This is a genomic window from Gemmobacter sp. (genome assembly GCF_046292685.1).
Taxonomy (GTDB): domain Bacteria; phylum Pseudomonadota; class Alphaproteobacteria; order Rhodobacterales; family Rhodobacteraceae; genus Wagnerdoeblera.
Window position 1 is genome coordinate 1 of sequence record NZ_JBKBQM010000072.1, and the last position, 11,557, is coordinate 11,557.

Below are 11,557 nucleotides of genomic sequence, written 5' to 3' on the forward strand. Positions count from 1 at the left end.
GGGGGGGGGCGCGGCGCGGGCTGCGGCCCCCTTTCGCATGCGGCCGGCCCCGGGGCGCTGCCCCGGACCCCGGGATATTTGCATCAAGGTGAAACGGGAGGGGGGCCGGGCGGGAAGCCTTCGATATCCTCCAGCCGGACCGGGGTTTCGGCCTGCACGTCGGCCCGCACCCGGCGGCCCAGGATGCTGTCGAGGTGCTTGGGCGCTGCGCCGAAGCCGGGCCGCACCGAGCGGACATCGGCCGGGGTGATGATCTGGCCGGCCTTGAGGTCGCGCACGAAATAGAGCGAGCGCCGGAACACCGCGTTGCCGCGTTCCGACGACTTGCGCCCGTAATCCACCCGGCCGAGCGCCGCCCAGGCCGTGCGCGTGGCGCTGCACAGTTGCGCCAGTTCCGGCGGTTCCAGCGAAAAGCTGTCGTCCGGGCCGCCGCCGTTGCGGTCCAGCGTCACGTGTTTTTCCACGATGGCGGCGCCCAGGGCCACCGCCGCGATGGCGGTGGTGTTGTCGAGCGTGTGGTCCGACAGGCCGGTGACCAGGCCGAAGCGCGCCGCCATGTCGGGCAGGGTGCGCAGGTTGTAATCCTCGGGCGGGGCAGGGTAGCCCGAAACGCAGTGCAGGATCGCCAGGTGCCGGCAACCGCCGTCGCGCGCGGCCTGGATCGCCTCGGCGATTTCCTCGGCATCGGCCATGCCGGTGGAGACGATCAGCGGCTTGCCGGTGGCGGCGGCATAGCGGATCAGCGCGAGGTCCACCGCCTCGAAGCTGGCGATCTTGTAGGCGGGGGCGCCCAGATCCTCCAGCAGATCGACGGCGGTGCTGTCGAAGGGCGAGGAAAACATCGTCAGCCCGCGCGCCCTGGCCCGCTGGAACAGCGCCGGGTGCCAGTCCCAGGGGGTGTGGGCGGACTGGTAGAGATCGTGCAGGCTTTGCCCGGCCCATTTGCCGGAGGAGATCCAGAAGTCCGGGCGCGCGGAACGCAGGGTGATCGTGTCGGCGGTGTAGGTCTGGATCTTGACCGCGTCTGCCCCGGCGGCGGCGGCGGCGTCGATGATGGCGAAGGCGGCATCGAGGCTGCCGTTGTGGTTGGCCGACAGTTCCGCGATGACGTAGGGCGGATGCGCGGGGCCGATGGCGCGGCCGGCGATGGCGATTTCGGGCTGGGTCATGGGCAGGCTCCTTTGCGCCGGATGTGGCCGGGCCGGGGCGCGGATGCAAGGGTCACAGCAACCGCTCGAACCGCAGGAAGCCGTCGCCGCCGCGCGCCGGGGTATAGCCGGCCCGCCGGAACAGCCGCAGCGAGGCTTCGTTGGCGGTGGCGACCTCGGCCACCAGGCGGGTGATGCCGTGGCGCCGCGCGAAGGGGCCAAGAAAGGCCAGCGCCCGCTGGCCGTAGCCGCGCCCGCGCATGCCGGGGCGCAAGAGGATCGAGACCGTGGCGCGGCTGCCCTGCACGTCCAGCCGCAGATGCGCCACCCGCCGCTCGCTTTCGGCGATCAGCATATGGCGCGTGGGGTCGGCCAGGGCGCGGGCGAACCAGGCCAGATGGTCGGGCAAGGGCGGGTTGGGCCCGGCGCGGAAATGTTCGGGCGGCAGCGTTTCGCGCCAGCGCCAGACCGCCTCGGCGTCGGCCATGCTGGCCGGGCGCAGGCGCAGCGGGTGTTCGATGGCCTCGACCACCCGTTCGGTGCCGCGCCCGTCGCAGATGGCGGCGGCGGTGGCGGCCATGCCCGCGCGTTCCGCCGGGTCGGCCAGGCGGGCCAGCGCCGCGGCCAGGCGCGCCGGCATCCCGGGGTCTTCGGCACGGCCCAGGGCGATGCCCGCCCCGGCACGGTCCAGCGCCGCGGTGCCGTCGATCTGGTTGTCGGCCAGCACCAGCATCAGCGTGGGCAGCGCCAGGGTGCAGCGTTCCCAGGCGGTGCCGCCCGCCGCGCCGATGGCGAGGTCGGCTGCCAGCATCGGCCCGGTCATGTCCGACAGGCCCGAAAGCACCCGGCAGGGAAAGGGCAGCGTCGCCGCCAGGGCCGAAACCGCCGCAAGGTGCGGGGCCGCGGCGCCCATGACCACGGTGGCCTCCAGCCCCGGCGGGCGGGCAGAGGCCGCCAGCGCCTGCAGCACCCGGGCGGTGGCATTGTCGCGGTCCACCCCGCCCATGGCGATCAGGACGTGGCGCAAGGGCCCTTGCGGCCGGGCCAGCGCCGCCGCCCGCGCCGCGGCGAATTCGGGGCGCAGCAGCGCATAGGTCGTGCCCATCAACCGCTCGGCGCCTTCGGGCATCAGCGCATCGTAATCGCGCGGGAAACGGCCGTAATTCGGATCCACCAGCAGGTCGCAGGCATGGGCGCGGTCGGCCAGATCGTCGATGGCCACCAGCCGGCAGCCGAAGGGGCGCGCCGCGATCTGCCAGCGGGCATCGAAGGCGTAATGGTCCACCACCAGCACCTGCGCGTCGCCGGCGTGGTTGCGCGTTTCGGCCGCGTCCACGGCCCAGGGCACGCCGGCCCAGGCCGCATGCGCCGGGCCGTCGGCCAGCGGCGCGCCCGGCGCCGGGGCCGGCAGCACGGTCACGGGGAACTCCTCGGCGATGCGGGCGTTCAGGTTGCCGGGCAGGTCGCGGCAAAGGAAACGGCAGTCGTGCCCATGCGCGGCCAGCGCGCGCGCCAGCGTCAGGCAGCGCATGATGTGGCCGGTGCCGATATCGGCCGAGGCATCGGCCCGCAGCACGATCTTCATGCCTGCAACACCTTGAACAGCGCCTCGGCGCGGACCCAGTCTTCGGGCGTGTCGATATCCTGCACGCGGTGGCGAGGCAGGGCCAGGCCGCGGGCGCCGGGGCCGAAGACCGGCACCCCGGCAGCCCAGGTCGCCGCCCGCGCCCAGTAGAACTGGCCGGCGTCGTGCCAGGCTTCTTCCAGGTCCTGGCTGCGGGTGGTCATCTGCGCGGGGTCCATCATCTCGATCCTTCCGTCGGGATGGTGCCGCAAGGCGCGCTGGATCGGAAAGGGAAAAGTGGTGACCGACACGACATAGGTCGCATCCGGGGCCAGCTGCGCCAGCCCCGCCGCCAGGTCGCCGGGCTGCACCATCGGCGCGGTGGCATAAAGGCAGCAGACGGCGTCGTCGTCCGCCAGCCCCAGCGCCTGCACCGCATGGGCGACCACCGGCACGGTCGGCGTGTGGTCGCCCGCCAGCGCGGCAGGGCGCAGGAATGGCACCTCGGCGCCCTCGGCGCGAGCGACCGCGGCGATCTCGGCATCGTCGGTCGAAACCACGATCCGGTCGAACACGCCCGCCGCGCGCGCCGCCGCGATCGACCAGCCGATCATCGGGCGCCCGGCGAAGGTGGCGATGTTCTTGCGCGGGATCCGCTTCGATCCGCCCCGGGCCGGGATCACGCACAGCGTCATGCCAGCGCCCGCTCCAGCGCGGCGATGACCCGGTCCTGGTCGGCATCGCTCAGCCCGGCATAAAGCGGAATCGAGATCGCCTCGGCGTAATAGCGTTCGGCCTGGGGGAACTGGCCGGGGGCGAAACCCATGGCGCGATAGAAGGGCTGGGTGTGCACGGGGATGTAATGCAGGTTCACCCCGATGCCGTCGGCGCGCAAAGCCTCGAACACCGCCTTGTGGCGGGCGGCCTCGACCCGCACCACGTAAAGGTGCCAGGCCGATTCCACATCCGCCGGCGGCGCCGGGCGCACCAGCGGCAGGTTGCCCAGCATCCGGTCATAGCGCGCGGCAAGCTGGCGGCGGCGGGCGACAAAGGCTTGCAGCCGGCCCATCTGGCTCAGGCCCAGGGCGGCCTGCATCTCGGTCATGCGATAGTTGTAGCCCAGGGCGACCTGCTGGTAATACCACGGGCCGTCGGGGGCATGGGTCATCTCGGCCGGGTCGCGGGTGATGCCGTGGCTGCGCGCCAGCTCCATCGCGCGGGCCAGCTTCGCATCCTGCGTGGTGGCCAGTCCGCCTTCGGCGGTGGTGATGATCTTGACCGGGTGAAAGCTGAACACGCAGATGTCGCTGTGCCGGCAGTCGCCCACCGGGCGGCCTTCGTGCGTGGCGCCGATGGAATGGCTGGCATCCTCGATCACCTTCGCGCCATAGGCGCGGGCCAGACGGCCGATTTCGGCCATGTCGGCCGACTGCCCGCACAGATGCACCGGCACGATGACCTTGGGCAGCCGCCCGGCGGCCGCGGCGGCTTCCAGCTTTGCGGCCAGCGCCTTCGGGCACATCGTCCAGCGCACCGGGTCGATATCGACGAAATCGACCGCAGCGCCGCAGTAAAGCGCGCAGTTGGCGCTGGCGACGAAGGTGGTGGGCACCGTCCACAGCATATCGCCCGGCCCCAGCCCCAGCGCCAGGCAGGCGATGTGCAAGGCGGAGGTGGCCGAGTTCACCGCCACCGCATGGGCCGCGCCCACCTGCGCGGCCACCGCCGCCTCGAACCGCGGCACCATCGGGCCTTGCGTCAGGTAATCCGACCGCAGCACGGCCACGACCGCGGCGATGTCGTCGTCCGAAATGTCCTGCCGGCCATAGGGGATCATGTCAGATCGCCCCGATCCTGGCGCGGTTCGCCGCGATCCAGGCGGCCAGCGCCTCGGGCGCCATCCAGGCGGGGTTGGTATCGCTGGCATAGGTGAAGCCCTCGGGCACCTTGACCCCGTCCTTGATCCGCGCCGGGCTGGCCGACCAGTTGTGAATCGCCGGCAGGATCTTGAAATGCTCGGGGTATTCGTAGGTGTAGGGCGCGTCCTCGGCCCCGATCATCTGTTCGTGCAGCTTTTCGCCGGGGCGGATGCCCACGATTTCGTGCCGGGCCTCGGGCGCCACCACGCGCGCGATGTCGATGATGTTCATCGAGGGGATCTTTTTCACGTAGATCTCGCCGCCTTCCATGTCCTCGAAGGCGTGCCAGACCAGTTCCACCCCCTGCTCCAGGCTGATCATGAACCGCGTCATCCGCGCATCGGTGATCGGCAGCACCCCCTTGTCGGCAATCGACAGGAAGAACGGAATGACCGACCCGCGCGACCCCATGACATTGCCGTAGCGCACCACGGAAAACCGCGTGCCATGTTCGCCGCCATAGGAATTGGAGGCGACGAACAGCTTGTCCGACGCCAGTTTCGACGCGCCATAAAGGTTGATCGGGCTGGAGGCCTTGTCGGTGGACAGCGCCACCACCCGCTTGACGCCGCTGTCGATGCAGGCGTCGATCAGGTTCATAGCGCCCATGACATTGGTCTTGATGCATTCGAAGGGGTTGTATTCCGCCGTCGGCACGATCTTGGTGGCGGCGGCGTGCACCACGTAATCCACCCCGCGCAAGGCACGATAGAGCCGCTCGCGGTCGCGCACGTCGCCGATGAAGAACCGCACCCGCGGATCGTCGCCGTAAAGCCTGGCCATTTCCCACTGCTTCATCTCGTCGCGCGACAGGATGATGAGCTTGCGGGGGTTGTAGCGCGCCAGCGTCATCGGCACGAAGGCGTGCCCGAACGATCCTGTGCCGCCGGTGACGAGAATGGTGGAATTGGAAAGCATGGAACCGTCCGGACAAGGGGCCGCCGACTGGCGGATCGCGCACAGGGTTACAGGCTTTTGCCGGGGTTTTCCACCCGTCCGGGGCGCGGCCCCCGGCCCCGGCGTCGCGGGGGCTCTGCCCCGTCTTCGCTGCGCGAAGACTCCCCGGGATATTTGGGTCAAGGTGAAAGCAAGCCGCGCCCCTTTCACCTTGATCCAAATATCCCCGCCGGAGGCATCCGACGGCTGGTGCCGCAGCGCTGCCGTGGCCGCGAAGGGGCCGCCATCGCCGCCCGGGTCAGGGGCCGAGCAGCGGGCGCAATGCGTCCAGGGTCCGGGTGGCGGCGCCGGTCTGGGTGGCGGCAAAGGCGCGGGCGCCTGCGGCCATGCGGGCCAGGGCCGCGCGGTCGGCGAAAAGGGCGGCGATGCGGGCTTCGAGCGCGGCCGCGTCGGGCAGGCTGGCAAAGCCGCCCATCGCGGCGGCCGGTTCGGCGGCAAAGGCGATGCCGTAGATCGACGGCCCCATCACCACCGGGCGGCCGAGGGCCATCGGCTCCATGATGTTGTGCCCGCCGTCGTCCGTCAGCGAGGCGCCGACGAAGACAAGATCGGCCATCGGATACCAGACGTTCATCTCGCCGGTCGAATCGCCCAGCAGCACCTGCGTTCCGGCTGGCAGCTCGGCAGCGCCAAGCGGGCCGAGGGCGCTGCGCCGGGCGATTGCGAACCCCGCCTCGGTCAGCGCGCGGGCCACGGCATCGAAGCGCTGCGGGCTGCGCGGGGCCCAGACCAGGCGCAGGCCTTCCAGCCCCGGGCGGGCGCGCAAGGCCTGCACCAGGGCGAGAAGCGCCGGCTCCTCGTCCTTGACCGACGAGGCGATCATCAGCACCGGCGCATCGGCGGGCCAGGCGGCGCGCAGCCGCTGACCGGCGGCGACCTGCGCGGGGTCGATCCACTGGTCGTATTTCAGCTCGCCCACCACGGCGATGCGCGAGGGTTCCACCCCCAGCGACTGATAGCGGCTGCGGTAGGCCTCGGTCCGGGTGCAGATGCGGTCGAACAGCCGGTAATGCCCCAGAAGCCAGCGCCGCAGCCGGCCGCGCCCCTGCATCGACTGGTCCAGCAGGTTGCCGTTCACCATCGCCACCGGCACGCCGGCCCGCCGGCAGCCGCGCAGCATGGCGGGCCACAGCTCGATCTCGGCCACCAGCAGCGCGCGGGGCCGCGCCCGGGCCAGGAACAGCCGCACCGCCCAGTCGAGATCGGCCGGCACATGCCGCGCGGTGACCCGCGGTTCGGTGCCGAACAGGCGCCGCGCCTCGGCCAGACCGGCGGGGGATTGCGAGGTGAGCAGCACGTGGTGCCCGGCCTCCAGCAGGCGGCGCACCAGCGGCGAGACGGCCCGCGTTTCCCCCAGCGAGGCGGCATAGACCCAGATCGCCCCGCCCGGGCCCGCGGGCCCCAGGCCGAAGCGGTGCGACAAGTGCGCGAGGTGCGCGGGTTCCTTGCGCGCTCGCCAGACCAGCGCCAGCAGCAGCAGCGGCAGCGCCAGATGCGCCAGCAGTTGCAGCGCCGCGTACATCAGCCGCGCGGCCGGGCTCAGCGGATCGTCGATGCCTGCCGCCATGCCGGCCGCGGGCCTAGCTGCCGTCCACCTGATTGGCCAGACCGAAGATCTGCCCGATCAGGCCGAAGACGGTGCGCGTGCTGGTCACGGGCGATTCGGTGGCCAGCACCAGATCGCCGCTGGCGATCTGGAAGTTGCGCGCCGAAAACAGCCCGTCGGCGCTGGTCAGATCGACGGTAAAGACCACGCGCGCCCGGTCCGGCCCGCGCCCGTCGCTGCGCACCTGCTGTTTCGCATATTCGCGCAGGATCAGCACGCCCTTGGGATTGGCGCGGGTGGCGTTCACCCCGCCAATCAGCGACACCGCCTCCAGCGCCGAGATGCTGTCTTGCGAAAAGGGGATGGTGCTTTGCTTGCCGGTGGCGCCGAGGGCGAGGAACTGGCGCGGGTCGTCCTCGACGATCACCTTGTCGCCGCCGCGCAGCGACACGTCGAGCGCGGGTTGCGCGAACAGCCGTTCCACCGAGATGCCATAGGCGCGCCCGCCGCGCACCAGCTTGACGATGGGGTTCTGCAGGCTGGGCGTCACGCCGCCGCCCTGGCTGAGCAGCGACAGCACCGAAAAGCTGCGGTCGGGAATGGGGTAGCTGCCGGCCTTGGCGACGCCGCCCACCAGATCGACCGTGTTCTGCCGCCCCGGCGTGACCGCGACCTGCACCTGCGCCGAAGGCAGCGCGCCTGCCAGCGCCTCCTGCACCTTTTCGCGCGCCTGATCGGGGCTGAGCCCGCGCACCGCCACCTTGCCGACATAGGGCACGAAGATGGTGCCGTCGCCGGCGACGGGGGCTTCGGTCAGCTGCGCCGATTTCTGCGTCGCGGTGGTCAGCAGCGAGTTTTCCTCGTTGTCCCAGATGGTGATGGCCACCTTGTCGCCCGCGGCGATGGCGGCGCTGTCGGGGCTGCGCAGGCCGCCTTGCGGCCAGGCGGCATGCGACAGATGCGCCTGCGGCGGCAGGGGCCAGGCCGACAGCGCCTCTACCGTGTCGCGCGTCACGGCGACCACCTGGAAATCGCGCTGTTCGGATTGCGCGCCGCGCAGGATTTCGCCTTGCATCGCGGCGCCGCGCGGCAGGTTGCAACCGGCCAGGGCCAGCACCAGCAGTGCGGGAAGCAGTCGTTTCGGCATGTGCGAATCCCGGGGCAGCAGGCCGTCTTGCCGGGAATCGGCAAGACGGTCGCGCAACCATACCGGGGCCCGGCCCGAGGTCAACGCCGCGCGGGGCCGCGGGGCCGATTCCCGCCGGCGGGGCGGCGTTATTCGCTGGCCGCCTGCCAGCCGCGGATCACGAGGGCCGGGCCCTCGCAGCCCAGCCGGTCCGACATCCGTTCGCCGCGCACGGTGACGCGGGTGCCCGCCTCCAGCCCGTGCAGCCGGGTCGGAATCAGCACGACGCTGCCATCGTCGCGCACGACGCGGTTGCACGGGGCGCCCAGTTCGTAGCGCCCGGTCACCACGATGGCATCGCCGTCGGGCAGGCTTTCGGGGCTGCCGGCGCCCGCGCTGCCCGCGGCGGCGCAGACAACGGCAAGCCCGGTCACAACCCGATGCAAGGCAGGCAGCATGGCAACCCCTCCGGCCTCGGCGGGCGGCTGGCCCGCCCTGCACCAAGATGGGCCGCGCGGCGGCGCGCTGCAAGGGGCCGGGGGCTCAGGCCCGCAGCGATCCGCCGGTGGCCTTGGTCACCTTTTCGACGATGCGGGCGCAAACCGCGTCGATCTCCTTGTCGGTCAGGGTCTGGCCGACAGGTTGCAGCCGCACGGTGATCGCCACCGACTTGCGGCCTGCACCCATCTGCGCCTCGGCCTTGTCGCCGGCGAACTGGTCGAACACGCGCACCGAGTCGATCAGCGCCTTGTCGGCCCCTTGCGCGGCGGCCACGATCTGCGCCGCCTCGCAGCGCGCATCGACCACAAAGGCAAAGTCGCGTTCCACCGCCTGCAGGTCGGGCAGCACCAGCGCCGCCCGCGCCGCGCCGCGCGCCTTGGGCAGCGGAATGGCCGCCGGCCAGACCGTCAGCGCCACCGCCGGGCCCTTGACGCCCATGTCGCGCAGCACGCGCGGATGCACCTCGCCGAACACCGCCAGCACGTTGGTGCCCAGGCCGATCGTGCCCGAGCGGCCGGGGTGCCACCACGGCGCCACCTTGCGCCCGATCTGCACCCGGGCCGGGGCCCCCAGCGCGGCCAGCACCGCCTCGGCATCGGCCTTGGCGTCGAACACCTCGACGCTGCGGCGGCTGCCGTGCGGGTCGCGCGGGGCGGCGGCGCCCACCAGCAGCGCGGCGGCCTGCACCGCCTGTTCGCCCGGCTCGCCGCCGTGGAACACCGGCCCCACCTCGAACAGCGCCAGGTCCATGAAGCCGCGCGCCTGGTTGCGCGCCGCGGCCGCCAAGAGCCCCGGCAGCAGGTCGGGGCGCAGATGCGTCATTTCCGAGGAAATCGGGTTTTCCAGCCGCACGGCATCGGAGCCGCCGCCGAACAGCGCCGCCGCCCCGGCGTCGATGAAGCTGTAGGTGACGCATTCGTTGTAGCCCAGGGCGGCCAGCGTGCGCCGTGCCATCCGCTCGCGCGCCTGCGCCGGCGTCAGGATCGGCGCGGGCACCCCGGCGCCCGGGCGGGCCAGGGGCTTGCCCTCCAGCTTCGTCAGGCTGGCGATGCGCGCCACCTCCTCGATCAGGTCGGCCTCGCCCTGCACGTCGGGGCGCCAGCTGGGCGGGCTGGCCATGTCGCCCTGCAGCACGAAGCCCAGCGCCTCCAGCGTGGCGCGCTGTTCGGCCTCGGGAATGTCCATGCCCACCAGCCGCACCACGCGCGCCGGATCGAACCGGTAGGCGCGCGCGGTGTCGGGCACCGCGCCGTCCATCGCCACCTCCGACGCCTCGCCGCCGCACAGGTCCAGAATCATGCGCGTCGCCAGTTCCAGCCCCGGCAGGGTAAAGGCCGGGTCCACCCCGCGCTCGAAGCGGTAGCGCGCGTCCGAGTTGATCTTCAGCGCCCGGCCCGTGGCCGCCACCGTGATCGGATCCCACCAGGCCGATTCCAGGAACACCTCGGTGGTGGCCTCGGTCACGCCCGAATGTTCGCCCCCCATGATGCCGGCCAGCGATTCCACGCCCGCATCGTCGGAAATCGCCATCATGCCGGCGCGCAAGCCATAGGTCTTGCCGTCCAGCGCCAAAAGTTCTTCGCCGCCCTGCGCAGGGTGGATGCGCAAGGCCCCCTTGACCTTGGCCGCATCGAACACGTGCAGCGGGCGGTTCAGGTCGAAGGTGAAGAAGTTGGTGATGTCCACCAGCGCCGAAATCGGCCGCAGGCCGATGGCCTTCAGCCGCGCCTGCAACCAGTCGGGCGACGGCCCGTTGCGCACCCCCCGGATCACGCGGCCGGCGAACAGCGGGCAGCCCTTGGCCTTCAGCGCCGGGTCGATGGCCACCCCGATGGCCGAGGGGAACCGCCCCGGCACGGGCTCCACCACCAGCGGCTTCAGCCGCCCCAGCCCGCGCGCCGCCAGATCGCGCGCGATCCCGCGCACCCCCAGCGCATCGGGGCGGTTCGGCGTGATCTTGATGTGGATCATCGGGTCGTTCAGACCCTTCCAGTCGATGAACCGCACGCCCACCGGCGCATCGGCCGGCAGGTCGATGATGCCGTCGTGGTCGTCCGACAGCATCAGCTCGCGTTCCGAACACAGCATCCCGTTCGATTCGACCCCGCGGATGACGCCCGGCTTCAGGTCCACCCCGGTGCCCGGCACATGCGTGCCGGGGGGCGCGAACACGCCCACCAGCCCGGTGCGCGCATTGGGCGCGCCGCAGACCACCTGCACCTCCTGCATGGCGCCTTCGGGGCCCTCGGGCCAGGTCGCCACGCGGCACACCCGCAGCCGGTCGGCATTGGGGTGCTGCACCGCCTCCAGCACGCGGCAGATGCGAAAGGCACCCAGGGTGGCGGCCGGGTTCTGCACGCCTTCGACCTCCAGGCCCAGATCGGTCAGCGCCTCCAGAATGGCCTCCAGCGGCGCCTCGGTTTCCAGATGATCCTTGAGCCAGGACAGGGTGAACTTCATGCTGACGCCTCTGAGCTGCGGGCCTTTGCCGGTCGGGTCTGCGCTTAGCGCAATTGCCGGCCAAGGGAAAGGCCGCGGCAGGCCCGGCGCGGCCGGCTTCCGGAACGGAAACGGTGTGTTGCGGGCGCACAGGCGCGAATCGCCGTGGGTTGCGGCGGAAATGTGGTAAAAGACCAGAGAGTGACCCGAGGGCCGTATCCAGTGAACAGGAAAGCCACCATGATCGACACCCGCGTGCTCGTGCCGCGCCGGGCCAGCCTGCCCGCATCGCGGCTCAGCCTGCTGATGGGGCTGACCTTGCTGCTGGTGCTCTACGGCAGTTGAGAGGCGCGCGCC

At 71.6% G+C, this 11,557-nt stretch carries 9 protein-coding genes; all 9 read right to left on the bottom strand.

Annotated elements, in window-relative coordinates:
- Positions 1-83: 83 nt before the first annotated feature.
- The 9 genes from pseI to pheT all read right to left on the bottom strand — a co-directional run bounded on the left by pseI (position 84) and on the right by pheT (position 11,221).
- Positions 84-1,169, bottom strand: coding sequence for a pseudaminic acid synthase (pseI, locus tag ACK4S2_RS14690; RefSeq protein ID WP_409625990.1), 1,086 nt, complete (start codon positions 1,167-1,169; stop codon positions 84-86).
- Positions 1,170-1,221: 52 nt separating this feature from the next.
- Positions 1,222-2,733, bottom strand: coding sequence for a UDP-2,4-diacetamido-2,4,6-trideoxy-beta-L-altropyranose hydrolase (pseG, locus tag ACK4S2_RS14695; protein ID WP_409625994.1), 1,512 nt, complete (start codon positions 2,731-2,733; stop codon positions 1,222-1,224).
- On the bottom strand, positions 2,730-3,407 hold the full coding sequence (gene pseF / locus ACK4S2_RS14700; RefSeq protein ID WP_409625997.1) for a pseudaminic acid cytidylyltransferase: 678 nt from the start codon (positions 3,405-3,407) through the stop codon (positions 2,730-2,732). The genes pseG and pseF overlap by 4 nt, the downstream gene beginning before the upstream one ends.
- Positions 3,404-4,549, bottom strand: coding sequence for a UDP-4-amino-4,6-dideoxy-N-acetyl-beta-L-altrosamine transaminase (gene pseC, locus ACK4S2_RS14705; protein WP_409626000.1), 1,146 nt, complete (start codon positions 4,547-4,549; stop codon positions 3,404-3,406). The genes pseF and pseC overlap by 4 nt, the downstream gene beginning before the upstream one ends.
- A gap of 1 nt (position 4,550) precedes the next feature.
- Complete coding sequence (gene pseB, locus ACK4S2_RS14710) at positions 4,551-5,549, bottom strand: UDP-N-acetylglucosamine 4,6-dehydratase (inverting) (protein ID WP_409626003.1); 999 nt, start codon at positions 5,547-5,549, stop codon at positions 4,551-4,553.
- A 277-nt stretch (positions 5,550-5,826) separates the two neighbouring features.
- Positions 5,827-7,155, bottom strand: a complete 1,329-nt coding sequence (locus ACK4S2_RS14715) for a 3-deoxy-D-manno-octulosonic acid transferase (RefSeq protein WP_409626006.1) — start codon at positions 7,153-7,155, stop codon at positions 5,827-5,829.
- A 13-nt stretch (positions 7,156-7,168) separates the two neighbouring features.
- On the bottom strand, positions 7,169-8,281 hold the full coding sequence (locus tag ACK4S2_RS14720) for a polysaccharide biosynthesis/export family protein (RefSeq protein ID WP_409626009.1): 1,113 nt from the start codon (positions 8,279-8,281) through the stop codon (positions 7,169-7,171).
- 128 nt (positions 8,282-8,409) lie between these two features.
- On the bottom strand, positions 8,410-8,718 hold the full coding sequence (locus ACK4S2_RS14725; protein WP_409626012.1) for a hypothetical protein: 309 nt from the start codon (positions 8,716-8,718) through the stop codon (positions 8,410-8,412).
- Positions 8,719-8,803: 85 nt separating this feature from the next.
- Positions 8,804-11,221: a phenylalanine--tRNA ligase subunit beta gene (gene pheT, locus ACK4S2_RS14730; protein WP_409626015.1), complete on the bottom strand. Its 2,418-nt coding sequence runs from the start codon at positions 11,219-11,221 to the stop codon at positions 8,804-8,806.
- Positions 11,222-11,557 lie beyond the last annotated feature (336 nt).